Origin of the sequence: Marinobacter xiaoshiensis, assembly GCF_031631795.1 — a bacterium.
Taxonomy (GTDB): Bacteria; Pseudomonadota; Gammaproteobacteria; order Pseudomonadales; family Oleiphilaceae; genus Marinobacter; species Marinobacter xiaoshiensis.
Genome location: NZ_JAVMBO010000003.1, coordinates 313,411 through 339,107 on the forward strand (window position 1 = coordinate 313,411; position 25,697 = coordinate 339,107).

General features: G+C 55.8%; 18 protein-coding genes. 10 read left to right on the forward strand and 8 right to left on the reverse strand.

Features of this window, described 5'->3' with window-relative positions; translation table 11 throughout:
- Positions 1–30: 30 nt before the first annotated feature.
- Complete coding sequence (locus tag RKA07_RS01455) at positions 31–456, forward strand: potassium channel family protein (RefSeq protein ID WP_227714891.1); 426 nt, start codon at positions 31–33, stop codon at positions 454–456.
- On the opposite strand, the gene RKA07_RS01460 is transcribed toward RKA07_RS01455, so the two are convergent.
- From RKA07_RS01460 to RKA07_RS01470, 3 genes are all read right to left on the reverse strand, one after another.
- A complete protein-coding gene (locus RKA07_RS01460) occupies positions 453–3,683 on the reverse strand; it encodes an efflux RND transporter permease subunit (protein WP_310965359.1) in 3,231 nt (1,076 codons plus the stop codon). The two genes, RKA07_RS01455 and RKA07_RS01460, sit on opposite strands and share 4 nt — an antisense overlap.
- The gene (locus RKA07_RS01465) at positions 3,680–4,729 is read right to left on the reverse strand and encodes an efflux RND transporter periplasmic adaptor subunit (RefSeq protein WP_310965360.1); all 1,050 of its coding nucleotides are present in this window, start codon (positions 4,727–4,729) and stop codon (positions 3,680–3,682) included. The genes RKA07_RS01460 and RKA07_RS01465 overlap by 4 nt, the downstream gene beginning before the upstream one ends.
- 253 nt (positions 4,730–4,982) lie before the next feature.
- Positions 4,983–6,941, reverse strand: coding sequence for a TonB-dependent receptor domain-containing protein (locus RKA07_RS01470; protein ID WP_310965361.1), 1,959 nt, complete (start codon positions 6,939–6,941; stop codon positions 4,983–4,985).
- A gap of 307 nt (positions 6,942–7,248) precedes the next feature.
- On the opposite strand from RKA07_RS01470, the gene gdhA reads away from it, so the two are divergent.
- The 5 genes from gdhA (at position 7,249) to RKA07_RS01495 (ending at position 15,290) form a co-directional block, all read left to right on the forward strand.
- A complete protein-coding gene (gene gdhA / locus RKA07_RS01475) occupies positions 7,249–8,598 on the forward strand; it encodes an NADP-specific glutamate dehydrogenase (RefSeq protein WP_200370523.1) in 1,350 nt (449 codons plus the stop codon).
- 16 nt (positions 8,599–8,614) lie between these two features.
- Positions 8,615–11,191, forward strand: coding sequence for a PEP/pyruvate-binding domain-containing protein (locus tag RKA07_RS01480; RefSeq protein WP_310965362.1), 2,577 nt, complete (start codon positions 8,615–8,617; stop codon positions 11,189–11,191).
- A 64-nt stretch (positions 11,192–11,255) separates the two neighbouring features.
- Entirely contained in the window at positions 11,256–12,524 is a 1,269-nt protein-coding gene (locus RKA07_RS01485; protein WP_200370527.1) for a sensor histidine kinase, read from the forward strand.
- A complete protein-coding gene (locus RKA07_RS01490) occupies positions 12,521–13,054 on the forward strand; it encodes a response regulator transcription factor (RefSeq protein ID WP_200201405.1) in 534 nt (177 codons plus the stop codon). The genes RKA07_RS01485 and RKA07_RS01490 overlap by 4 nt, the downstream gene beginning before the upstream one ends.
- 115 nt (positions 13,055–13,169) lie before the next feature.
- Positions 13,170–15,290 carry a putative bifunctional diguanylate cyclase/phosphodiesterase gene (locus RKA07_RS01495; RefSeq protein ID WP_200370529.1) on the forward strand — a complete coding sequence of 707 codons (2,121 nt, stop codon included), beginning with the start codon at positions 13,170–13,172 and terminating at the stop codon, positions 15,288–15,290.
- Positions 15,291–15,306: 16 nt separating this feature from the next.
- Here RKA07_RS01495 and RKA07_RS01500 read toward each other — a convergent pair whose 3' ends face one another.
- The 4 genes from RKA07_RS01500 to RKA07_RS01515 all read right to left on the reverse strand — a co-directional run bounded on the left by RKA07_RS01500 (position 15,307) and on the right by RKA07_RS01515 (position 20,276).
- Complete coding sequence (locus tag RKA07_RS01500; RefSeq protein ID WP_200201407.1) at positions 15,307–15,966, reverse strand: energy-coupling factor ABC transporter permease; 660 nt, start codon at positions 15,964–15,966, stop codon at positions 15,307–15,309.
- 109 nt (positions 15,967–16,075) lie between these two features.
- The gene (locus RKA07_RS01505) at positions 16,076–17,809 is read right to left on the reverse strand and encodes a SulP family inorganic anion transporter (RefSeq protein WP_200370531.1); all 1,734 of its coding nucleotides are present in this window, start codon (positions 17,807–17,809) and stop codon (positions 16,076–16,078) included.
- Between the two features lie 7 nt (positions 17,810–17,816).
- Positions 17,817–18,683, reverse strand: coding sequence for an MBL fold metallo-hydrolase (locus RKA07_RS01510; RefSeq protein WP_200370533.1), 867 nt, complete (start codon positions 18,681–18,683; stop codon positions 17,817–17,819).
- A gap of 84 nt (positions 18,684–18,767) precedes the next feature.
- Complete coding sequence (locus tag RKA07_RS01515; RefSeq protein WP_200370540.1) at positions 18,768–20,276, reverse strand: sensor domain-containing diguanylate cyclase; 1,509 nt, start codon at positions 20,274–20,276, stop codon at positions 18,768–18,770.
- Between the two features lie 195 nt (positions 20,277–20,471).
- Here RKA07_RS01515 and RKA07_RS01520 point away from each other — a divergent pair, with 195 nt between their 5' ends.
- Both RKA07_RS01520 and cobS read left to right on the forward strand, forming a co-directional pair.
- A complete protein-coding gene (locus RKA07_RS01520; RefSeq protein WP_200201411.1) occupies positions 20,472–21,125 on the forward strand; it encodes a peroxiredoxin in 654 nt (217 codons plus the stop codon).
- A 165-nt stretch (positions 21,126–21,290) separates the two neighbouring features.
- A complete protein-coding gene (gene cobS, locus RKA07_RS01525; RefSeq protein WP_310965363.1) occupies positions 21,291–22,055 on the forward strand; it encodes an adenosylcobinamide-GDP ribazoletransferase in 765 nt (254 codons plus the stop codon).
- Between the two features lie 16 nt (positions 22,056–22,071).
- On the opposite strand, the gene RKA07_RS01530 is transcribed toward cobS, so the two are convergent.
- Positions 22,072–22,737 carry a DNA-3-methyladenine glycosylase I gene (locus RKA07_RS01530; protein WP_200370547.1) on the reverse strand — a complete coding sequence of 222 codons (666 nt, stop codon included), beginning with the start codon at positions 22,735–22,737 and terminating at the stop codon, positions 22,072–22,074.
- A 223-nt stretch (positions 22,738–22,960) separates the two neighbouring features.
- Here RKA07_RS01530 and RKA07_RS01535 point away from each other — a divergent pair, with 223 nt between their 5' ends.
- Together RKA07_RS01535 and RKA07_RS01540 are read left to right on the forward strand one after the other, a co-directional pair.
- Positions 22,961–24,445 carry a YfcC family protein gene (locus tag RKA07_RS01535; protein ID WP_310965364.1) on the forward strand — a complete coding sequence of 495 codons (1,485 nt, stop codon included), beginning with the start codon at positions 22,961–22,963 and terminating at the stop codon, positions 24,443–24,445.
- Between the two features lie 14 nt (positions 24,446–24,459).
- Entirely contained in the window at positions 24,460–25,689 is a 1,230-nt protein-coding gene (locus RKA07_RS01540) for an arginine deiminase (protein ID WP_310965365.1), read from the forward strand.
- Positions 25,690–25,697: the final 8 nt, after the last annotated feature.

Consider the following 25,697-nt stretch of genomic DNA (forward strand, 5'->3'; position numbering starts at 1 on the left):
ATACGTTTGTTCTCAGAAGATTATGCCAACCTGTTCAGTGCCACAATCATCAACTCCTTCATTGTGGTGATTGTTGTGCTTATGCATCGCGAGGCGCTTGTTCGCCTGAGCGCTTTACTGAAAATAATGCATTCTCGCCATCACCTGCGCCTGGTCACTGCAGTTCTTGGTGTGCTGCTTGCCCACACAGCACAGGTGTGGGTATTTGCAGCGGCCTATTTTTTCATGCACCACGCCGATGCATGGGGCACGCTGGAAGGCAACTTCAACGGCAGTTTTCTCGACTGCGTGTACTTTTCTTTCAGCACCTTCACCACCGTTGGCTATGGTGATATCGAGCCCTTGGGCGCGCTGCGTTTTCTGACCGGCATCGAAGGGCTCACAGGGTTAGTATTGATCACCTGGAGCGCTTCCTTCCTGTTCATGAAAATGCAGCGCTACTGGACGGGCAGCTAAATCCACTTACATCTCGCCAGCGTGTAGTAAAGCAAGGGCACTACCACAACGGTCAGCAAGGTAGAGAGCGCAAGCCCGAACACCAGCGAGATTGCCAGCCCGTTGAAAATCGGGTCATTCAGGATGAAGTAAGCGCCCACCATCGCCGATACAGCCGTCAGGGCTATGGGCTTAATGCGCACCGCCCCCGCCAGAACCACAGCTTTCTCAAGTTCAATCCCTTCTTCCAGGAGTTGCTGGATAAACACCACCAACAGAATGGAGTTGCGCACGATAATGCCCGCCAGCGCAATCATCCCGATCATACTGGTTGCCGTGAACTCCCTATCCAGCAGTGCATGCCCGGGCATGATGCCAATCAGGGTCAGCGGTATGGGCGCCATGATTACCAGCGGCAGAATATACGAACGGAATTGCGCCACCAGCAACACAAAGATCATGAACACACCTACGCTGTAGGCTGCGCCCATATCCCGAAAGGTTTCATAGGTAATCTGCCACTCACCGTCCCACTTGAGCGTGCCTTTTTCCGGCAGAGGTGGCTGATCAATAAAGAACTGCTCCGGCGCGCCTTCCTGCTGTTTCAGCAGCGACACCATGGCAAACATGCCATACAGCGGGGAGTCTATATCCCCTGCCATATCGGCGGTTACATAGGTCACCGGCAACAGGTTTTTGTGGTAGATGGCACCCATCCAGTCGGCTTCACGCACCTGGGCAATACTGGCCAGAGGCACCAGATTGCCGGCCCGGCTGCGCACCTGCAGAGACATAAGCACCGATGGTTGAGCCTTATCGGCATCCTCAAGCGTTACCCGGATAGGTACGGGGTATTTGGCATGATCGTCGTGCAAGAAGCTGACGTTCATGCCACCCAGGGCCATTTGTAACGCTTCAACCACTTGCGCCTGAGATACGCCCAAACGGGCAGCGCGGGCACGATCCACTGCTATTTCCCACTGCCGTGTAGGGGCTTCAAGCGTGGTATCAATATCCACAAGGCCTTCCACCTCTGCCATGCCGGCGGCTACGGAGCGAGCCAGCTTGGCGCGCTGATGAGCGTCGGCACCGTAAATCTCTGCCACCACGGGCGAAAGCACAGGCGGCCCCGGTGGCACTTCAACAATCTTGACGCTGGCATCGTAGCGCTTGCCAATAGCAGTCAAGGGCGCACGCAACGCCTGGGCAATGTCGTGAGACTGGCGGAGGCGCACGCTCTCATCGCTGAGATTCACCTGAATATCACCCTGGTAGGGGTCACTACGCAGGTAATACTGACGCACCAGACCATTGAAGTTGATGGGCGCGGCAGTGCCAGCGTAGCTCTGCCAGCTGGTCACTTCGTCAACAGTCTCCAGATAATGCCCCATCTCCAGAAGCGCCCGCTGAGTTTGTTCAACCGGCGTGTGTTCGGGCATATCAACCACAATCTGGAATTCGGATTTGTTGTCGAAAGGCAGCATTTTCATGATCACCGCCTGAAACCCCGGCAACGAAGCCGCTGCCAGAGTGAGCAGGATCACGCCGAGGGCCAGAAAGCGGCGACGCCAGTGGTGCTCGCCCAGGAAGGGCGTAAGAACACCGCCAAATATTTTCATGGCCATGGGGCTGACCCCATCCGCGGAACTGCCGAATTCTTCCGTTTCCGTAACGGTTTCGCCTTCTTTGCGCTTCAACAACCGGAACGCCAGCCAGGGCGCGACCACAAACGCAACAATCTGGGACAGCACCATACCGGCGGATGCGTTGATGGGAATGGGGCTCATATAAGGCCCCATCAAACCGCTCACAAAGGCCATAGGCAGCAGCGCCGCCATAATAGTGAGGCTGGCCATGATGGTGGGCGTACCCACTTCGTCCACCGCTACCGGAATAATGTCCTTCAAGGGGTGGTTGGAATTGCGAATGCGGCGGTTGATGTTTTCGGTTATCACAATGCCGTCATCCACCAGAATACCGATGGAGAAAATCAGGGCGAACAGCGACACCCGGTTCAGGGTAAAGCCCCAGGCCCAGCTGAATACCAGCGTCAGCAACAGGGTAATCAGCACGGCTATGCCGACGATCAATGCCTGACGCCAACCCATGGCGATCAGCACCAGCAGAACCACGCCCAGGGTAGCGGAAATCAGGTCAGAAATGAGTTTTTGCGCCTTGGCAGAAGCCGTTTCGCCATAATCCCGGGTAACAATAACTTCCACACCCTCAGGCAAAGCCCGGTTGCGGATCTGCTCCAATCGCTGCTCAATGGCCCGTGTGATATCCACGGCGTTTTGCCCGGGCTTCTTGGCGATGGCCAGTGTCACTGCCGGGTACACATCACCAGGCTGGCCAACACTGCCCGTATCCACTGCCGGCCCGAAGCCGGTCATTACGCTCTGGTCCGGCGCAGTGCCACCGCGACTGACACTGGCTACGTCGTCGAGATACACCGCTGCGCCAGCGTGCATACCCACCACGAGGCTGCGCACATCATCGACGCTCTCCAGCAAAGTGCCGGCCTGAACCGGTATGGACAGGTTATCGCGAGTAATACGGGTTTCCTGAGCGCTGGCATTGGCGGCTTTCAGGGCATCGCGAATATCGCCGAGGGTAAGATTGAACCCGGCAAGCAGGGCCGGATCAAAATGGATATCCACCCGGTCGGGCACGCCGCCCACGGTGTAAACATCCCGGGTTCCGGGCACCCGTTTGAGCGCCACTTCCAACATGTGGGCCAGGCGCGTCAGTTCTTCTCCGGTATGACCATTAACAGGGTCATAGAGAGTCAGCGTCATGACCGGCACATCATCAATGCCTTTGGGCTTGATGACCGGCTGAGAGGCACCCAGTTCCGGCGGCAGCCAGTCCTGGTTGGAATACACCTGATTGTAAAGCCGAACCAGCGCTTCCTTCCGCGGAATACCGACTTCAAACTGCACCGTAATAACGGCCTGACCCTGACGGGACACGGAATACACGTGTTCAACGCCGGAAATTTCGCTCATTACCTGCTCGGCAGGCGTTGCGATGGCGCTTTCCACTTCCTGGGTGCTGGCCCCCGGGAACGCGATCATGATATCCGCCATGGTGACGTCTATCTGCGGCTCTTCCTCTTTTGGCGTGACCACAACTGCAAGCACGCCCAGAATGATAGAGAGTAGCGCTATCAAAGGCGTTAGATGGTTATCCTGAAAAACCCGGGCAATCGCCCCTGACGGGCCGACCGGAGGCAGTTTGCTGCTCAATTCCCAGCCTCCTTGTTCAAGCGATCTGAACCCACCAGCTCACCGGGATACATAACAACCTGCTCGCCTTCACTCAGCCCTGCCAGAACTTCCAGGCGGCCGTCCTGCTGCGCACCGGTACGAACCTGCCGTAACCGTGGGCGCCCCTGATCATCCAGCACAAACACGGCCCTCAGCTCACTGCGGCGAACTAGACTGCTGGCGGGTATCCACAACACTTCACGCGCTGCGACCGGAACACCCACCTTCACCAGCATGCCCGGAAACAACGAGCCGTTAGGCTCGCTCAGGCGCATCCGCAAACGGAAGGTGTGAGTCGCCGGATTGGCGTAGGGATAGAACGTCATATCGCCGGTTTCCAGCACCCGGCCATCGCCCAGGGTCACCTTCGCCTGGCGGTCGCGCCGGGCCAGATCGGCATATTGCTGGGGCAGATCTACAACAACCCGCAACTGCTCCAGGGATAGCCCGCTGAGCAGGGGCTGGCCCGGGCTGACAGACTCACCGAGTTCCACATGGCGTTCAGTCAGTATGCCGCCGTAAGGCGCAATAATACGGGTATAACTCAACTGTTCCCGGGCTTCCGCCAATGAAGCCTCGGCCCGCTCCAACCGTGCCTTCGCACCCGCCAGATTGTTCCTGGCACTATCAAACTCCTGCCGGGACACAAGCCCGCGCTCGTGGATGCTCTCAATCCGGTCAAATTGCTGCTGGGCATCATCCAGGGTAGCCCTGGCTTCGTCCCGGCCAGCTTGCGCCTGATTGAGCCGGGCGCGCTGCTCACTGCTATCCAGCTGCACAATCAGATCGCCAGCAGCCACCGAATCGTCTACATCAAAAGGTAACTGCTGAACGGTGCCGCTGGTTTGTGCAGATACGGTACTCTGCTGAACCGCCTCAATCACACCATCCAGAACCAGGGTTTCCTGCAGCTCACTGCGCTCAACTGGCGCAGTCTGCAACTGGCCAGACGTATCCGCACCCAGAGCGGGTGCCGCGCAAACCAACCCAAGCACAATCGCGCCCAGTACAGAAATGTGTCTCACCACCAGCCACCTCGGAAACAGTTATTAGGTAATAACCATAGGTTATCGATATATTCAAGAGTAGGACACACCCATCTCCCCTCAGCTACCTACGATTACTCTCCTGCAATTTAGTCAGTTAGAGCATAGTCCATAGCAACAGGGCCAACTCATAAAGACTCCTACAAAAAAGCCCCGTGCAGGGGGAGTAATCCTGCACGGGGCGAAGAGTTACCCGCTGGCTATGAGTAGCGGGCAACCGCCATTGCAAGGTTTACCACCTGGCCGTCAGTGCCGCGCGTAACGTGCGCCCCGGCTCGTTTACACGGATCGCATCAGGGTTGAACGGATCGGTGTTTGCGCGGCTCACGTGCGGCGCCCAGGTGTTATCAAACAGGTTATTCAGAGCCCAATTAAAGGTGAGATACTCCATTAACGGATGGCTACCGGAAAGGTTGAACACGCCATACCCGGGTGAAACCCCCGCATCCAGCCCCGATTGCGGATCGATACGGTCCTGACGGCGGGCAAGCTGCCATTCGGCCTCAATGCTATGGCCCATCGCCTGCCAGCCCAGAGTTTGTACAAATTGAACCGGGGGAATCTGCGGCAGGGCTTTATTATCATCACGGTTTTCGCCGCGAACCGACGCCAAGGCACTGCTGCTACTCCAGGTGCCATCGGTCCACCCAATCATTGCCTCAACACCCAACAAGCGGGCATCTATGTTCTTGTAACGAGTACAACCGTTGGCCTTGCCGCACTGGGCCTGCGTTTCTTTGTAACGCAGCACAAAGTCATCCACCTGATCGACCCAGACAACAGGCTTCCAGCTCCACTGATTCTTGCTGCCACTCAGGGCCAGCTCCAGTTTGTAATGTTTTTCGGTATCCAGATCCGGGTTGCCAATCCAGCTATCGCCCATGGTATTGCGCGCCAGGTAGCGTTCCGTAACACTGGGGCTGCGCACACTGCGGCTGCCGATCAAGGTTAGCGCCTGGTTCTGTGGCAGGCGCCATTCGCCCGATACGAACCCGCTTACGTTGTTATCTTCAACGTCTACATCCGCCGTACCGTAAGCACTCTGGTAAAGTATGGCCGGAGTCATACCCATACTTGCCACGTCGTCCGCTTTGGTCGCATTCATTTCCACACGGTCGTAACGCAGGCCCGCTCCCACTTTTATGTCACGGGCAACGCGTCGAAAACCTTCTGCAAAAAGCCCCGCTCGCTCACGCTCCACTCCCGGCCACATGAGCGACACCGTCATTGGCATAGGGTTACTGACGTTGAACAGGGTGGCATCCCAGTCGTTTGCCTCAAGATCTGCACCCACGGCCCAATCGGTTACGCTGTTCGGGCTTTGGTCGAGTGTGAAACGCAGGCCTCGGGTTTCGGTGATGGAATTCGTCTGCATCTTCATCATGCCGGCCGGGCGCAGGCTGAAGTTATCCATGATGTGATCCACATCGGCCTGCCACGCGAGCAAACTCCACTCGCCCTTTGCTACCGGAGAACCGATCTCCATGCGGTAAATATCTGTGTCGGTTTGCGGTGCATCCATACCGGAACCGGCGTATTTCACATCACTTTCTTCCTGCCGGCTCACCATGGCCTTGATGAAGAAACCAGTCTCCGCTGTCCAGGCAGCGTCGGCGCGACCTTCGGCATTTTCGTAGGCGCTGCGTACTTTGTTGCCATCACCGTCTTCGTAATCATTCGCTTCGTCATAGCCACCAGAAAGCCTTAACCAGGCCGCCTCACTGCCCACGGCCGCTGCGGCGTTCACCAGCTTGCCGCTTCCATTATCTGAACCACCAAGCGTTACCTGGCCGGTGGTCACACCGTCGTTGAACCGAGGCTCGGCGGTTGTGGCAATCACCTGCCCGCCGGCAATAGGGCCCCAACGCAGGGTGCGGTTATTGGTTCGGACTTCCAGAGCCGGCGCCAGTGCGCTGCTCAGGCGACTCGTTGGTGGATCCATGCGGTTGGGACAAGCGCCTTCCACCCGAATGCCGTCCAGCAACACATCCACTCTTTCCTGACTTTGCCCCCGCACCACAGGCTCCAAGCCGCGACCGCCCATCCGGGAGAGCGAGACTGCAGGATCCGAGGCCAGCCGGCTTACAGGCTCGCTGGCCAACACAGCAGCGGAATTGTCACTGGCCTGCCCTTCGGTAACCCGAATAACAAGGCTATCCCCGGAGGCTTGCGCCAGTGCAAGAGCAGGCATTCCTGCGAATCCTAAAGCCGCGATCCATGCGCATTTCGCAAATACTGGTTCTTTCATGCAACTGCTTCCCCGGGGCGTTTCCGCCTATTAATCTCTGGAACAAAAGTGTCCGGGTATGATAAACAGGCAGCCGCCGCAGCGCGTGAGACACAATGCCGCATCTCTATGGGGGTAGGTGTTCAACCCCCCCCCTGCCACCGGGGCTCGCTTGCCAAACCTGCCGCAATATGGTCAAATCACCGCCCCATTTTTCCACCATCCTTTTCACTTTCCTGCAATAAGCAAGAACCGAAATGAGGAAGACTCTATGACCGCCCGACTTGATGAGAAACTGGAACTGATTTACCAAGACGTTCTGCACCGCAATCCGGGTGAAAACGAGTTCCACCAAGCTGTACACGAAGTTCTTGAGACTCTGGGGCCCGTTCTGGTGAAATACCCGGAATTTGCCGAGAAGAAAATCATTCAGCGCATCTGCGAGCCTGAGCGCCAGATTATCTTTCGGGTGCCCTGGCAGGACGATAGCGGCGAAATCCAGATTAACCGTGCGTTCCGCGTAGAGTTCAACAGCGCCCTGGGCCCCTACAAGGGCGGCATGCGCTTTCACCCGTCCGTATACCTGGGCATCATCAAGTTCCTGGGTTTCGAACAGATCTTCAAGAACGCCCTGACTGGCCTGCCTATCGGCGGCGGCAAAGGCGGCAGCGACTTTGACCCCAAAGGCCGCTCCGACGACGAGATTATGCGTTTCTGCCAGAGCCTGATGACCGAGCTGTACCGCCACATCGGTGAATACACAGACGTCCCAGCCGGTGATATTGGCGTGGGCAAACGGGAAATTGGCTACATGTTCGGCCAGTACAAGCGCATCACCAACCGCTACGAGTCTGGCGTACTTACCGGTAAAGGCCTCGACTGGGGCGGCAGCCGCGCACGTACAGAAGCAACTGGCTACGGCACTGTGTTCTTCACACAAGAAATGCTGAAAGCCCGCGGCGACTCCATGGAAGGCAAAAAAGTGGTTGTTTCCGGCTCCGGCAACGTCGCTATCTACGCCATTGCCAAAGCTCATGAACTGGGCGCTACAGTAATTGCCTGCTCCGACTCCAGTGGCATCATCGTAGATGAAAAAGGCATTGATCTGGCAGCTATCAAACAGATCAAGGAAGTAGATCGTCGTCGCATCAGCGCATACACCGAGTTCCATAAAGACGCGAAATACGTCAAAGGCGGCAGTATCTGGTCTGTTCCTTGCGACATAGCTCTGCCCTGCGCCACCCAGAATGAACTCAACGCCAACGACGCCAAAACACTGGTTGAAAATGGCTGTATCGCAGTCGCTGAAGGCGCCAACATGCCTACAACGCCTGAAGGCATCGCCATCTTCCAGAAGGCCAAGCTGATGTACGGCCCAGGCAAAGCCGCTAACGCTGGTGGTGTAGCTACCTCTGCTTTAGAAATGCAGCAGAATGCCAGCCGTGATTCCTGGACCTTCGATTACACGCAAAAGCGTCTTGAAGACATCATGATCGACATCCACAAGAGCTGCTACGAGACCTCTGCCGAGTTTGGCTCTGAAGGCAACTACGTACTGGGCGCCAACGTGACCGGCTTTATCAAGGTCGCCCGTGCCATGCAGTCTATGGGCGTTATCTGATTATGGAGTAGGGCTCATGAGCAGGAACGGCGGAAACTCACAGGATAGCAACCGGGTTTCCACCGGCCTCCCGGGGCTGGATGACGTTCTTGACGGCCTGAGAATTGGCGATAATGTGGTCTGGAGAGTCAACGATCTGGACGACTATCGGCGATTCGTTACTCCATTTATTGAGTCTGCGGCGTCCGCCGGGCGCCGTATCATTTATCTGCGTTTTGGCCAGCATCCTCCGCTGGTGCCCGCAAACACCAACATCCACACCGAAAACGTCGATGCTCTGGATGGCTTTGAAGCTTTCACCGGTAGAGTATGGCGCCTGATAGAAGAACATGGGCGCGGCGCATTCTATGTGTGCGACTGCCTGAGTGATCTGCTCAACGCCTGGGCCACCGACGCCATGGTAGGCAATTTTTTCCGGGTGGTTTGCCCCTTCCTCTTTGAACTGGATACGGTCGCCTGGTTTGCTCTTTACCCGGACCGGCACTCCCGCACAACGCTGGATCGCATCCGGCAGACAACCCAGGTAATGGTGGATGTGCACCGCCTGGAGGACGATGTACAGGTTCAGCCGATCAAAGCCTGGTGTCGCCAATCCCCCACCATGTTTCTGCCACATCGAGAGCGCGATGGTCGTTTTCTGCCGGTCTCCGACAGCAGCGATGCCACCCGACTACAAGCCGGTCTGGAGGTGGCGCAACTACATCGACAACCGCTTCTGGATTACTGGGACCGTCTGTTCATGCAGGTTACCAGTGCCATGCAAGATGATGATCAAGAACAGGCTGCCGCTATTCATGAGCGGGTGCTGAACGTACTGATCAGCCGGGATTCGCGCATATTGGACTTGGCCAGAAACTATCTGAATCTTGAGGACCTGCTCGCGATACGCGCGCGAATGATCGGCAGCGGGTACATTGGTGGAAAGGCCGCTGGCATGTTGATCGCCCGCAGCATCCTGCTTACCAATCAGCCAGCTATCTGGCAGGAAAGCCTGGAGCCTCATGATTCCCGCTATCTTGGCTCAGACGCCTATTACGCATTTCTCGTACACAATGGGTTGTGGCCAGCGATCATGCGTCAGCGTGCACCCGAGGGGTATTTCAGTGAAGCGGCAACCTTGCGCCAAGGCTTACTGGAAGGTGAGTTCCCACCGGAAATCCGGAGTGAACTGGAGCGGCTGCTGGATCACTACGGGCAATATCCGATTCTGGTGCGCTCAAGCAGCCTGCAGGAAGATGGTTTTGGCAACGCCTTTGCCGGCAAGTACGACAGCGTTTTCGTGATCAACCAGGGCGCTCCAGAACACCGGCTTGACGCTCTGGAGTACGCCATCCGCCAGGTTTATGCCTCTACCATGAGCGACGACGCCTTGGTATACCGTAAACAACGCGGCCTCGACCAGCGGGAAGAACCCATGGCGCTGCTGATTCAGCGAGTCAATGGTCGCTTCCATGGCCGCTACTACCTGCCAGATGCTGCGGGTGTTGGTGTTTCTCGTAATACCTTTGCCTGGGATACCGATATGGACCCGGCCGCTGGCATGGTTCGCCTGGTCATGGGGCTGGGCACCCGGGCCGTTGATCGGATTGAAGGCGACCACGCCTGTGTGATGGCACTGGATTACCCCCACCGCCAGCCCTTTCGCAATCAGGATGAAAGCTACAAGTTCTCCCAGCACCTACTGGATGTACTGGATCTGCGAGAAGGAGATTTAACCACCCTCCCGTTGAGCCAGCTCACAAAGGAGGTTCCCGATCTGCCGCTGGGCCACTTGGGCGAAATAGACCAGCCCGCCAGCAGACGAGCCCGGGAGCTGAACTTGCCAACACCGGTATGGCGCCTGACCTTTCAACCCCTGGTACGCAATGGTCTTTTTGTGGACCGCCTCTCCTGCTTGTTGAAAACCCTCGAAGCAGGATATAACCACCCGGTGGACGTGGAGTTTACCATGCATCTGAACAGCGCCGGAGAACCGGCCTTTAACCTGGTGCAATGCAGGCCGCTGGCAACCATCGGCGAAACCACCGCCGTTGCAATACCCGAGGAAATACCGGCACAGAACCTTCTGTTCCGCACCCAGGGACACTTTATGGGGGGCAATATCAACCTGGGAATCCAGCGCGTTATCCGGGTGGATGCTGCCGTTTATAGGCAGCTTAGCGTGAGCCAACGTTACGACGTTGCCAACCTCGTAGGCGAGCAGGTGCGTATGGACAAGGGTAAAACCATGCTTATTGGCCCCGGCCGCTGGGGCACCAGTAGCCCCGAGCTGGGCGTGCCAGTTCGTTTTGCGGACATCGCGGGCGTGGCCGTGCTGGTTGAAGTGGCAGAAATGGACGGTGATATGGTGCCGGATCTTTCTTATGGCTCACATTTTTTCCAGGATCTGGTAGAAGCCGGTATCGCCTACGCGGCTCTTTTCCCCAATGGCCGGAACAGCGTTTACCAACCAGATCGACTCCGCGGCACAAGCACACACAGGCAAGGTGTTTCTCCTGAGGCCGCAATCCAGAGTTTTGACCTGCGTGCGAACCCACTGCAGCTGACCGGCGATGTGATCAGCCAGGACCTGGCCTGTTACTACCCTGTTTGATACCTATCAACTATTTCACTGCCTCTAGCACCAATAAACACCCTGCCCTGCTAGAATCCAGTCCATGGAATGGCTCACTCACTCTCAAACCGGTTTTCAACAGGCTGCCCGCTACTTGCTGGGTATGCGTTTGGCCATCGTTACGCTCCAGCTCGCTGCCATCGCGGTAGCCGAAACAGTTATCTCCCTTGCCCACCGGGCTGAAGCACTCATCCTTTGCCTGGTCTACGGCATTTTTGCGACCCTGTGCTGGCTCTGGTTTACCCGCAGACCACCACGCTCCCCAATCAGTGTAAGTGTTGGCCTGGCAGTAGATCTGGCCCTGATTGGCGCCTGGCTTTTTCTCACCGGCGGCTACACCAACCCCCTTGTGTCCCTGTTACTGCTACCTATAGCGGTAGCAATCATTCTGGTACCACTCAGTCAGAGCATTGCACTGACTCTGGCAGGAATCGGCATTTATACCGCCCTGGTTTTGTGGCACACCCCCATTACCCATGATCACCACGATGCCAATCTGGCCCAGTTGCATCTGGCCGGCATGTGGGTGACCTTCGCCATGACGGCTGCAATTCTGCTATTAGTGGTCGGTGCCCTGGCACGAAGGTTAGGGCAGCAACAGCAGCAGCTTTCAACCATTCGGGAAACACGCCTGCGCGATGAACAGATCATTTCACTGGGGCTTTCCGCAGCGGCCGTTGCCCACAGGCTGGGAACACCCCTGAATACCATGACCTTGCTAGTGGAAGAACTCCGCTCTGCGTTCCCGAACCCCGAGCTCGCCGAAGACCTCAACCTGATGGAGCAACAACTTGTTCTTTGCAGCAAACACCTGCAGCAACTGTCCAGAGCCGCAGTACAAGCAAAAACTGCGCAGCTTGAGAGCCTCACTGCCAAGGACTGGGTGGCACGATTGAAAGAGTCGGCAACGCTGCTGTGGCCCGCTGCGCCCATTGATTGGTCGGCGGTAGTTCCGGACTGCCGGGTTGCGGTAGATGCCACCCTGGATCAGGCCATTCTGAACCTGTTGGCCAACGCACTGACCGCCAGCCCCTCCTGGGTAGCTGTCAGTGTTCGCTGCGCAGAAAACAACCGGGTTGAAATGGTGGTGGAAGATCATGGTGACGGGCTGGAAGATGCCTTCCAGAACAGCCTGGGCGAACAGATTGTTGGCTCGGAAAATGGCATGGGCGTTGGCCTCTTTCTTACCAACGCGACCATCCAGCGCCTGGGGGGCACACTGAAGGCACGAGTTGACCAGCATGGCACGACCATGATCATCGATATGCCCCAAGCCGGACCGTCCAGTCTGGAAACCTGGAGTAACACGTGACAACCACTGATAACTGGCTGCTTATTGACGATGACACTGCCTTTCTGGAGATACTTCAACGCGCCCTCAAGCGCCAAGGTGTCGAAGCCACCAAGGCCCAATCTCATGCTGAAGCGCTTGGCGCGCTGAGCACACAAAGTTTCCATCGGTGCGTGCTCGATCTGAACCTTGCCGGCGAAAGCGGCCTGCAACTTCTGCCCGAGCTGCTCAGCCGACAACCTGATCTGAATGTTCTCGTACTCACGGGTTATGGCAGCATTGCCACAGCAGTTGAGGCCATGCGCCGCGGGGCAATCAACTATTTGTGCAAGCCGGTTACCGTGAATCAGCTCATCAGCGGTTTTGATGCTCTGGCAACTGCTCCCGAGCTTCGCCCTGAACCACCGTCGGTGGAAGAAATGGAGTGGGAGCACATTCAACGGGTACTCAATGAGCATGAGGGCAATGTATCCGCCACCGCCAGGGCTCTGAACATGCACCGGAGAACCCTGCAACGCAAACTGCAAAAACACTCTCGCTGGCGCAATTGAAACATCAGGCATAGACTTGATGTACATCAAACCTGATATCCGCAATCAGAAGTAACCTGAACGACTGCTTTCTAAATATGACCGCCGAAATGTCTGCGGAGGCACAAATTGAGCCATGCCAAACATAAAGGATCCAGTAGACAAAGTGCCCACCCCCAAGGTTGACCCCAAGCGCTTGTCATTGGTTGCGAGCGCCAGCCGCAATATGGTTCTGATCCTTGACGCCGCAGGCACAATTGAGTGGGCTAATCCGGTCTTTGAGGAATATACCGGCCATCTGCTGCAGAACATTACCGGTATCCGCCCCAGCGAGCTGCTCAAAGGCCCCGCCACAGATACGACAGCGCTTACACGCATTGCCCGCGAACTGCACAGGGTTAAACAATTCGAAGAAGAGGTTTTGCTCTACACCCGCGCCGGGGAACCATTCTGGGTTCACGCCTACGGGCTGCCTATTGGAGATGAACAGGGCGTGGCGCCGGGTTTTATCGTTATCATGAACAATATTTCGGACCACAAGCACAGCGAACGCGGCCTTCGTATAGCGGCCAGTGTGTTTGACCGAAGCCACGAAGCCATCATCATTTCGGATCAAAACAACCGCATACTCGATGTAAATCCTTCATTTTCGCGGATTACAGGATACAGCCGTGCCGATGTTCTGGGCCTTAACCCTTCCATTCTCAGTTCCGGGCGACACTCCCCGGCCTATTACCGGGCCATGTGGCAGAGCATTGAAGAGTCGGGGCACTGGCGAGGGGAGATCTGGAACCGACGGAAAAACGGGGAAGAATTTGTCGAGCTGCAGTCCATCAGTCGCATTCACCTGGACGAACCCGGAAGCTATTACCATGTGGCTAATTTCACCGATATTACAGAGCTGAAAAATCATGCCAAAGACATAGATCGCGCAGCAAATTACGACGATCTCACCGGCTTGCCCAATTTACAGCTACTGAAAGAACGCCTGCACCATGCTCAGATACAGGCGGATATCCACCAAAAAAGCCTGTCGGTCGGTTACATTGATCTGGATGGCTTCAAGGCAATTAACGAAAACTTTGGAGCAGAGGCGGGAGACAAAATACTGTGTATCCTGGCCAGCCGTCTGGCGCAAGGCTTGCGCAGCGGCGACACAGTGGCCCGAATTGGCGGCGATGAATTTGGCCTTATCCTGCAAAGCGATAACCATGACGCTATCTATGACCGCATACTGTCTTCCATCAACGAACCGGTTGATCTTGGTGGAGAGGCAGGCTCGATCGTTGTTACAGCAAGCCTTGGCATCACCCGCTACCCTGAAGACAACGCCGACGCTGAAGGCCTGATTCGCCATGCCGATCAGGCCGTATACGCAGCCAAGGACAAAGGGCGAAACCTGCTACACGTTTTTGACCCGGAACAGAACGAACATCGCCAACAGAGACGCGCGCAACTCATAGAGCTCAGCCGGGCGCTGGAAAACAAAGAGTTTGAGCTCCACTTCCAGCCTCAGGTGCGGATAGCCGATTGTAAAGTCATTGGTTTTGAAGCACTTATCCGCTGGAATCATCCGCACAAAGGGCTGCTTTATCCAGACGCGTTCCTGCCATCGCTGGAAGCCAGTCACCTGGAAGTGCCCCTGGGCCAGTGGGTTCTTGAAGAGGCAGTTTTTCAGATGGGTCTTTGGCACGATGCGGGCGAGGATTTGTCTGTCAGCATAAACATCAGTGCGCGACACATGATGGACTGGAGCTTTACCTCCTACCTGGAAAACTATCTGCAGTGTCACCCGGCAATCAAGCCGGAACAAATAACCCTGGAAGTTCTGGAATCGACCTCTCTGGAGGACATAAAACGTGCCAGTGATGTGCTTGCCCGCTGTCAGGAACTGGGGTTCCGCGTTGCTCTGGATGACTTTGGCACGGGTTTTTCGTCACTGTCCTACCTCAACACTTTACCGATCGATCTGGTGAAGGTAGACAAGAGTTTTGTGATCAACATGCTCAACGACTCAAACGATCGAGCAATCGTGGAAAGTGTGATCTTTATGGGCCAGCGGTTTAGCCACCCTATTCTGGCCGAAGGCGTTGAAACTTTTGACCATGCCCGTGCCTTGAGCGATTTAGGCTGCGAGTATATGCAAGGCTACGGGGTTGGACGACCAATGCCAGCTGGCAATGTTCTTGAGTGGACGCAGCAGTGGCGCAAGAGCCACCCTGCCTCATCTGAGGCAGCGCAGCCTGCAGGCTGGTAGTTTCAAGCACGCCCAGCTATCGATAACGACGCGGATCTAACGTTGTTAGCCGGTCCGGATGGAATACCATCATACCCGTTACAATCGCGCCGTTCACAAAGCCCTCGGGAATCATGAACAACGGAAGATACCGCAGGTAGTCGTGAACCAGTTCTGAAAACTCATACACTCCGCTAAACCAGAGCATCAGGCACATCACCAGTCCTGCCGCAGCCACTGATATACCCGCCCCGAAAAAACCGCAGAAGAAAATATAGGCAAAGAAATTACTGAAGTTCCGATGGCGCTCCCAAAGCATGATGCCATGGGTTACAAGCGCAGGAATCATCACGGTAATCAAGCCATTCGCAGCAAACATGATGACCGGCTCCCGGCCGGTAATCACAGTGAGAACCAGGGCCAAAAGCCCGGCGAATACTGCCAGCCCCCAACCCAGCACCAAAGTGACCGCGGTGATACCAAAGATATGAATGGCGAGGCCGGGATAGATGCCGGCGCGCAACTGCCAGATAAAACCCAAGGCAACCGCTGCGCCAAAAAAAGAGTGCTGCAGAACATTGTCTGAACGCAAGGTGCGCCAACGCACAGAGCGTGCGGCCTGCAACAGGACAAGCAGAAACAGGAACAGTGTTACAAACCACTGGCCGGTCGATAGCAGATTGTCGGTCATGCCCATAATAAAAAGCGCTCGCTGAAATCCGGAACCGGCTACATGATAACGGTGTTACCGACCCCATAACCAATGGTCTGGATTATACGAAGCAAAGCCGGAACAGAGCCCTGCATCAGGCGACGTCTTTTAGTGGGCCCCGGCTATCAGTGAGCGCCTGCCAGGCTTCGTAAGTGCTGAGAAATACCTGCCCACCCAGATGCGACAGAAACTCAGTGCGCTTCAAGCGATCCATAACAGGCCCCTTCACCTCGGAAAGATGCAACCGAACCCCGGCATCTTTCAGCCGTTCGTTTATAGCCTCCAGGCTTTCGAGGGCCGACGCATCCACCAGGTTAACCGCAGGGCACACCAAGACCAAATCTCTCAGTTCCGGCTCGCCGGCGGCCAAATCCATCACCGCCTCTTCCAGAAAGCGGGCATTGGCAAAATACAGGCTTTCATCGACACGTAAAAAGGTCACCTTCGAGCACAACTCAACCTTGTGCCTCTGCACATTACGGAAGTGCTCCGTGCCCGGAACCCGGCCAACAACCGCGCTATGGGGACGGCTGGTACGGTACAGGAACAGCCCCACAGAAAGCACAACCCCAGCAATAATGCCTGCTTCCACGCTGTGCACAAGCGTCAGGACAATAGTCGCCAGCATGGCGCCAAAATCAGTACGGGAATAGCGCCAGGTGCGGCCCAGCGCCGGCAAGTCGATGAGTGTTGCTACGGCAACAATGATGGTTGCGGCAAGAGTGGCCTGGGGCAAAAAGGCAATGGCTGGTGTAAGAAACAAAGTTGCGAGGGCAATTCCGACGGCAGCATAGGCACCCGCAGCTGGCGTCTCTGCGCCCGCATCAAAGTTGACGACGGAACGTGAAAACCCACCGGTAACAGGCATACCACCTGAAAAACCCGCGCCCAGGTTGGCCGCACCCAGGCCGATCAGCTCCTGATCCGGGTCGATTCTCTGGCGCCGCTTTGCGGCCAGCGTCTGGCCCACAGAAACCGACTCCACGAACCCCACCACGCTGATCAGCAAGGCACTGACCGCCAGTTGCTGCCAAAGCCCCCAGTCCATCGAGGGCATGGTCAGCTCTGGGAGCCCCGAAGGCACATCACCCACCAACCGGACGCCTTGAGTATCAAGCTGGAGCAACCAGGCAACCAGCGTAGTTACCAATATCGCAAGAATCGGTGCGGTTTTGGTAAGAATATCCGCCAGCCGGGAGCCAATACCTGAACGGATCAGCAATGGCTTTAACTGCTTGCGCGCAAAGACAAGAAACAGCAAAGCTCCGGAGCCAATCAACAGGGTTGGCAGATTGGTATCGCCCAACGACACAACCAGGGACTGACCAATGGTCAGCAGGTTCTGGCCAGAGGCTTGCACGCCTAAAATATGTTTTAGCTGGCTTGCAGCGATCACAATTCCAGAAGCAGTGATAAAGCCGGAGATCACCGGATGGCTGAGAAAATTAGCAAGAAACCCCAGCCGTAAAATGCCCATCATGGTGAGCATAAGCCCCGACATAACGGCCAGCAGTATGGCCCCGGCAACGTATTCCGGGCTTCCGGTCTCAGCCAAAGGCGCCAGTGCAGCGGCGGTCATAAGAGAGACCACCGCCACCGGGCCCACTGAAAGCGTGCGGCTTGTACCAAAGAGAGCGTAGAGCACCAGTGGCAAAATGCTGGCATACAAACCTATATGCGCAGGCAAACCAGCCAACAGGGCGTAAGCCAGGGATTGCGGAATCAGCATCACGGTCACAATAACCGCCGCCACCATGTCACTGGTGGCCTGGCTACGTCCGTACTTTGGCGCCCACTGAAGAATAGGCAGAAAGCGTTTGAAGTTCATTCGGTGCTCAGAAGAAGTTGACCGGAACTTTCAGGTACACCTGGCCATTATCCTCTGGCGGCGGCATCTCTCCTGCCCGCATGTTCACCTGCACAGAGGGTAGAATCAGCCGTGGCATATCGAGGGTTGCGTCGCGCTCGGTTCGCATCTTCACAAATTCGTCCTCGCTGATGCCGTCGTGCACGTGAATATTGGCCTCACGCTGCTCTGCCACGGTTGTCTGGTGCACATACTCATCCCGTCCCGGGGCCTTGTAGTCATGGCAAAGGAAAATACGGGTTTGCGCCGGCAGGGCCAGCACCTTGCGAATCGACTGGTACAGCACACGGGCATCGCCACCCGGAAAATCACACCGCGCGGTGCCATAATCCGGCATGAACAGGGTGTCTCCCACAAAGGCCGCGTCACCAATCACGTAAGTCAGGCAGGCGGGAGTATGGCCAGGCGTGTGCATTACACGGCACTCAAGCCCGCCAATCGCAAAGGTGTCACCGTCCCGGAAAAGGCGATCAAACTGACTGCCATCGCGGGCAAATTCTGTACCCGCATTAAAGGCCTTACCGAAAATTTCCTGCACATCCCGTATGTGGGCGCCAATGCCGGTTTTTCCGCCGAGTTTCTGGTGAAGATATGGCGCGGCAGACAGGTGATCCGCATGAACGTGAGTTTCCAGAATCCACTCAACACTCAAACCATTCGCGCGCACGTACTCAACAATCTCATCTGCGGAGCGCACATCGGTAGTGCCTGAGGCGTAGTCAAAATCGAGTACTGAATCGATGATGGCACAGGCCTGGCTGGCAGGGTCGCGCACCACGTAGCTGAACGTATTGGTGGGTTCATCAAAAAAATGTTGAACAATAGGGCTGTTCACTGCACTCACCTCCGTTGGGGCGTAATCCTACACTTAAATTCTAAGGATATACCAAAACGGAATATAAGGTGAAATTCTCTTTTCCTATATGCGCGATACCCCTAATGCATCAACAAGACAGTCGCGCCCCGCCTGCTTTGCAGCATAAAGCCTGTCGTCTGCCAACCGGATCAGCGGGTCAGGCCAGGTTGGAACAACATCCAGTTCACTGATATCAGCAACACCGGCACTCACCGTTAACGGCACGACTTGACCCTCAAGAACGAAATCATGATTGCGCACGGCACAAAGAATACGGCCTACAATACGTCGTACACCTGCCGGGCTTATACCGCTGAACGCAACCACGAACTCCTCCCCACCAAAGCGCGCCACCACATCGGCTTCCCGGGTTTGTTCCAGAAGAATATCGGCAAAATGACGCAGGCAGTTATCACCGCCCAAATGACCGATGGAGTCGTTAATCTGCTTGAAGCGGTCGAGGTCGAACATGGCCAGCGCAAAGGGCTCCCCGTAACGGCTGGCACGGCTCAGCATTTCATGAAGCCTTGGCATCAGATAGCGGCGGTTGTGCAGTTTGGTTAAGGGGTCACGAATGGATTGGTTAAGAAGCTCACTCTCAAGCCGGTTGCGCTCAAGCGCACCCGAAAGCAGGCTGGATACGATAATCAGGAGGTCTGCCTGGTCTTCTCGCCAGGCACGCTTACGGATGGAATCCACGCCAAAGAAGCCGGTTACCACACCTCGCACACGAACCGGCACACAAAACATTGAGCACACACCCTGCTCCTCAAGCATCGTACGCTCGGGGCCGATCGGTATCTGTTCTATTTCTTCAACAAAGATGACCCGGTTGCCACTCACCATTTCGTTGATTTTGCACTTCCACCATTCAAAGTCGTCAGTTGGCACATTGCGCTGATCATCAATAAGGGGTTGCACATCGGCGGAACACCATTCGTGAGTGTTATCCATAACACGGTAGTCCGGAGAAAACTCATACAAGTAGGCCCTGTCCACCTCAAAAAAGCTGCCAATGGTTTTCAATAACTCGGTAACGCATTGATCAATAGTGCCAAAGCCCAGATTAATAAACTGGGTCGACAGATTGGCAATCAGCTTCTGAAAATCAGCCTGGAATGCTGATTCTGCCTCGCGTTCCCTGAGTGTGTGTTCAAGGTCTTTGTAACACTGAATATTATGGTACTGGCCATGCCAGATGGTACTTCCATCGCCCTGGCGTTCCGGCACTGCGTGGGCCTCAAACCATTCATAATGCCCGGCCTTCACTTTTACTCGAGCCTGATATTCCCATGGGGTCAGGGCTGCAGCAGACTCAACAATACTCGCTCTTACAGCAGACACATCATCTGGATGGACCGCAGCAAACAAAGCATCTGCGCTTTCCCGCAATATATCCGGAGCGATGCCCAGCAGGCTCTGCACCTGCTCGCTGATAAACAAAAACCGATGCGCCTCACCATCCGCGCTTAGCCAATATGTGCTGAGCACATCGGGAATAGCCGAAACCAATTTCCGGAGCGGTGAGTCCGTATTGGCACACCATTGACGCTTACCAGCCTGTTCTGTCATGGGCTGCTCATTTGCTTACCGCGAATTTGCCTTGTTCAAAAAAGTGTAGTCCACAGTGCCACGCAGAGCTATTTCTGAGCAGCGCATCTGATCTGTTGATAAAAATCACCTATAGCACCAATTAGAATATCCTTATTCCATTAAGCACCTATAGAGCTATAGTGAACTCAACACCAACGGCATAGGAGCCATACCATGGAACAATCAAACAACCCAGTATTCGGTTTGCCACGTTTGAATGAACGCGCCCCTGAGTTCAACGCCCCCACTACCGATGGCGTAAAGACCCTCGACAGCTACAAGGGCAAATGGCTGGTGCTTTTCTCCCACCCGGCTGACTTTACACCGGTCTGTACCACTGAATTCATGGCCTTCGCGAAGATGGCGCCGGAATTCAACAAGCGCAATTGCGAGCTGCTGGGCCTGTCCATAGACAGCCACCACTCACACATTGCGTGGATGCGTAACATCAAGGAGAAGTTTGGCGTCGAGATACCCTTCCCGATCATCGCCGACCTTAAAATGGATGTTGCCCGCGCTTATGGCATGATTCACCCGGGTGCTGCAGACACATCTGCGGTCCGTGCAACCTTCATGATCGACCCGAAAGGCGTGCTGCGGGCGATGGTGTACTACCCCATGAGCAACGGCCGTTCTATTCCGGAATTCCTGCGCCTGCTGGATGCCCTGCAGACCAGTGACGAGCACGGAGTAGCAACGCCTGAAGGCTGGCAGCCAGGTGATCGCGTTATCGTGCCACCCGCAGCCACTGCGGCAGAGGCTGACCAGCGCGTAAGCTCCGGCGAGTACGACTGTGTAGACTTCTACTACTGCACCAAAGAGCTGTAAGCATCGATAGTATTCGTTAGAAAAGGCTGCCCTTCCTGGCTTGTTAATGGCCAGGAAGGGCGATTCCTTCAGGAAAAACATCCGCACTCATGATACCTTCCAGACACTCCCGTTAGCCGGCGTTTCACTGCCCGAGGGAACACCCTCAGCTGAACCGAGTCGCACATGCCCACAAAAACACATCAGCTTTCCAATGAATGGCAAGCCTTCTGGCTGGCCGTTGGCTTTCTCACCCGCATTCCCATGCTCGCTCGCATTGATTACTCCCAGAAGCTGATGAACCAGTGCAGCATGTACTTCCCGCTGGTAGGGCTTTTGCTCGGTGCCTCATATGCCGGCTTGTTTGCGCTGCTTAATCTGGCTTGGAGCCCGCTGGTGTGCGTGCTGCTGGTTTTGTGCTTCCACTTGTTTGTTACCGGCGCTTTCCATGAAGACGGTCTGGCCGACAGTGTGGATGCATTGGGTGGTGGATATACCGTTGAGAAGCGCCTGGAGATTATGAAAGACAGCCGCATCGGCACCTATGGCACCGTGGCATTAGTCATGGCTTTGGGCCTGAAAGCTGCGCTGCTGATGGATGCCCAAAGCATCTGGCTGGCGATGTTGGTAGCGCCAGCGATCAGCAGGCTGACGCCACTGTTGTTGATGGCATTTTTGCCCTATGTAACCGACCCGGACAAGAGCAAAAGCAAACCTGTTGCGGAAGGCTTCTCGCGCAACCGCTTGCTGGTCAGTTGCGGGTTTACCGCGTTGGTCGCTCTGGCTTTCAGCCTCTGGTTGCCGGGGCTGTGGCTGGCCGCAGTCACTGCCATTATTGCCGTGGCGTTGCTTTGGGGTTGGTATCTGAAACAGCAATTGGGCGGTTACACCGGCGACGCACTGGGGGCCAGTGTGGTGTTTTGTGAGCTGGTCTTTTTGCTCGGGCTCTAGCCCTTAGACTGCACCCTCAATCTACTGAATACGACAGTATGCGCGACAGTTGGCTATACGGCAGACCAGTTTCCTGGTGCCAGGCGGTAAACGCTGCCTGTGCCTGCTGCAATCCTTTCTTGCTCGTGGGCGAAGCATCCAGAAGATTGGCATGGCGCAGGCCGGCAACAACATCGTGGGACAGGATAAAACCGTCCCAGCCCACCATACGCAAAAAGTACTGGGCGCTGTTACCGCCCAAGCGAGAGCCATTGCGCTTTAACCACAGCAACAAGCCCATCTGATCTTCCGACGGCCACTGGCTCAGGAATGCGCCAAAGCTGCCATGTTCCCGCGCCGCATCCATAATCATTCGGGCATTCTCCGGCACAGTGCGGATTTTCTGCATGTTGCGCACAATTCGCTCATCCTGAGCCAGCTCTTCCAATACGTCTGGCGGTACCTGCTGCCAGTAGGCAGGCACAAAGCCATGGAAGGCCGCTTCGAAACCTGCCCATTTGTTATCTATAACTCGCCACACAAAACCGGCTTTAAATACGCAGCGGGTAATCTCCGAAAGGTAGCGATCGTCTGCCCGCGCCTCCAGCGCAGTCGCAGCCGGCAATTTGGGCAGCAGGGCATTCAGCTCTTCGATGCCGCCTTTACGTGCAATCGCACGTTCGTGAATCTTTGAAAAACCCATAACGTCTCATCATCGATTTAGTAATAGATGGCCAAGAATTAATGTCGCTTTTTAATTAATAGTGACCTAACTCAAAACATTTTCTCATATTTCTACTACCTTGGGGTTAACGATCCGGAAATCGTGCTCGCTCCTGGCTGCACAAGAACATATTGCTCTCAGCTGGAGTCGAGTCCCTTCATTAGCTCTACACACTGCCTGTGCAGATAAAAGGAGATGCGCTGTGGATGATGAATTCCGATCCCCTGAAACCCCTTCTGATAACACGCCGGATAACTCACACAATGACCCGGAACAGGATCTGGCAACGCGGTTCCCCACCGCTTACACCATTCTGTTTTTGCTGATCATATTTGTGGCGGCGTTAACCTGGATTATACCCGCCGGGCAATACGACCGCGCAATGAACGAAGAAGTCGGGCGTGAAGTGGCCGTGCCAGGCACCTACCAGACGGTCGACCCCAACCCTCAGGGTTTTATGGAGATAATGCTTGCCCCCACGGCCGGCTTCTATGATCCGGACAGCTATGTGGCCAACGCCATTGATGTTGCCCTGTTCGTACTTTTCCTGGGCGGTTTCCTCGGCGTAATGAACGCTACGGGAGCCATTGATACCGGGATACGCAGCGCCATGCGACACCTCAAGGGCCATGAAATCTGGATGATACCCATATTGATGACCCTTTTTGCCATAGGAGGCACAACCTATGGCATGGCCGAAGAGACCCTGGCTTTCTATGCCATTCTCATCCCGGTCATGATGGCCGCAGGATACGATGCGGTAACCGGGGTAGCCATCATTCTGGTGGGCGCCGGCATTGGCGTACTGGGCTCCACCATCAACCCGTTTGCCACGGTTATCGCCGCGAACGCAGCTCAAATCCCGTTTACTGACGGCATTGTGGTGCGCTTTATCCTGCTCATTGGCGGCCTGCTGATTTGCTCTGCCTACGTTATGCGTTACGCCCTTCGAGTAAAAGCGGATCCATCCCGCTCTGTGGTATCCAAGCAATGGGATGCACACCGCAGGCTCTTTTTGGGCAAGCATGCTGATGAAATCCAGACGTCTACCCTCACCAGAACCCAGATTGTTGCACTCCTCATCTTCGCTGCCACCTTCGTGGTCATGATCTGGGGTGTATCGTCCCAGGACTGGTGGATGGCTCGCATGGGTGCGCTGTTTTTTGGTGCCGCCATTGTGATAGGCATTATTGCCCGCCTTGGTGAGAAAGAGCTCACTGGCAGCTTTGTGGATGGTGCACGCGATCTCTTGGGTGTTGCTCTAGTGGTCGGGCTTGCGCGAGGCATTGTCGTGATTATGGATCAGGGCATGATTGCCGACACCATTTTGCACAGTGCTGAAACATCCCTGGGTGGCCTGCCGGAACTGGCGTTTATCAACCTGATGTTCTGGATTGAAGTAGGCATGAGCTTCTTTGTGCCCTCGTCATCCGGGCTGGCGGTTCTGTCCATGCCGATTCTGGCGCCACTTGCTGATTTCGCCAACGTAGGGCGCGATCTTGTGGTAACCGCCTACCAGTCGGCCAACGGCCTGGTGAACCTGATCAACCCGACCTTTGCCGTAGTGGTCGGTGGCCTGGCGATTGGCCGCGTCTCATACGACCGCTGGATAGCGTTTATCTGGCCTTTGCTCCTGATCCTTACCATCTTCATTTCGGTGGTTATCAGCGCAGCTGCACTTATTTAACGGAGGACTGAACCATGTCTGAACATAAGCTTGGCGTACATTCAGAAACCGGAAAACTGCGGCAGGTGATTGTCTGCCGCCCAGGCCTGGCACACCGGAGGCTGACCCCCTCCAACTGCGACGCCCTGTTGTTTGACGACGTTTTCTGGGTGAAGCAAGCGCAGAAAGATCACGATGTGTTTGTCAGCGTAATGCGTGACCGCGGTGTCGAGGTACTTGATGTTAACGAGTTGCTGGCCGAAACCCTGGACATTCCGCAAGCCCGCAAGTGGATTCTGGACCACCGGATTACCTGGAACGACATAGGCGTGGGGATGATCTCTGATCTGCGCGCCTGGATGGACGAGCTCCCCGGCACCGAACTTTCAAAATATCTGATTGGCGGCCTGGAAGTGGGCGACTTGCCCTTTGACCCCACCGGGCTTTTCGGTAATCACCTTGGCCACTATGGCTTTGTACTGCCACCCTTACCCAACTACCTGTTCACCCGGGACAACAGCGCCTGGATCTATGAGGGCGTTACCCTGAACCCCATGTACTGGGCTGCGCGCCAACCGGAAACCCTGCTGATGGCTGGCGTGTACAAATACCATTCGAAGTTTGCCGGCAAGGTGGATGTGCTCTGGGGTGACCCGACCAGGAACCACGGCCTTGCCACGCTTGAAGGCGGTGACGTAATGCCGGTAGGCAATGGCACCGTGCTTGTCGGTATGGGGGAGCGCTCATCACCCCAGGCCGTTGGGCAATTGGCTAACGCTCTGTTTGAAAGAGGCACGGCGGAACGGGTTATTGCCTGCCAGATCCCCAAAACCCGTGCAGCCATGCATCTGGACACCATCTTTACTTTCTGCGGCGGCAACGTGGTTACCGCCTTTAAAGAAATGGCTGACGAGCTGATTTGCTACGACTTGCGCCCCGGTGAAGGCAAAAAGCACCTGTCTTTCCGCCAGGACCCCCGGCCCTTTTTTAATGTGGTGGCTGACGTTCTTGGCTACAAATCCCTCGAGGTTGTACCGACCGGCGGTGATAACCCGGCCGAGCGGGAACGGGAGCAATGGAACGATGGCAACAACGTGTTGGCACTAAGCCCCGGCGTGGTCATTGGTTACGACCGCAACGACGACACCAACGCAGCACTGGAAGCCGCGGGCATTGAAGTGCTGGCCATTCCGGGTGCCGAGCTGGGCCGTGGCCGTGGCGGTGGGCGTTGCATGAGTTGCCCCACAATGCGTGACCCCATCTGATCCAGGAG

Excerpts from the sequence above, each read along its gene's own strand:
- RKA07_RS01470 (WP_310965361.1), bottom strand. The coding sequence starts at position 6,941 with ATGCCTGCTCTTGCACTGGCGCAAGCCTCCGGGGATAGCCTTGTTATT.
- RKA07_RS01480 (WP_310965362.1), top strand. The coding sequence starts at position 8,615 with ATGAGCAGGAACGGCGGAAACTCACAGGATAGCAACCGGGTTTCCACC.
- RKA07_RS01495 (WP_200370529.1), top strand. The coding sequence starts at position 13,170 with ATGCCAAACATAAAGGATCCAGTAGACAAAGTGCCCACCCCCAAGGTT.
- RKA07_RS01515 (WP_200370540.1), bottom strand. The coding sequence starts at position 20,276 with ATGACAGAACAGGCTGGTAAGCGTCAATGGTGTGCCAATACGGACTCA.
- RKA07_RS01505 (WP_200370531.1), bottom strand. The coding sequence starts at position 17,809 with ATGAACTTCAAACGCTTTCTGCCTATTCTTCAGTGGGCGCCAAAGTAC.
- RKA07_RS01530 (WP_200370547.1), bottom strand. The coding sequence starts at position 22,737 with ATGGGTTTTTCAAAGATTCACGAACGTGCGATTGCACGTAAAGGCGGC.
- RKA07_RS01500 (WP_200201407.1), bottom strand. The coding sequence starts at position 15,966 with ATGGGCATGACCGACAATCTGCTATCGACCGGCCAGTGGTTTGTAACA.
- RKA07_RS01485 (WP_200370527.1), top strand. The coding sequence starts at position 11,256 with ATGGAATGGCTCACTCACTCTCAAACCGGTTTTCAACAGGCTGCCCGC.
- RKA07_RS01520 (WP_200201411.1), top strand. The coding sequence starts at position 20,472 with ATGGAACAATCAAACAACCCAGTATTCGGTTTGCCACGTTTGAATGAA.
- gdhA (WP_200370523.1), top strand. The coding sequence starts at position 7,249 with ATGACCGCCCGACTTGATGAGAAACTGGAACTGATTTACCAAGACGTT.
- RKA07_RS01540 (WP_310965365.1), top strand. The coding sequence starts at position 24,460 with ATGTCTGAACATAAGCTTGGCGTACATTCAGAAACCGGAAAACTGCGG.
- cobS (WP_310965363.1), top strand. The coding sequence starts at position 21,291 with ATGCCCACAAAAACACATCAGCTTTCCAATGAATGGCAAGCCTTCTGG.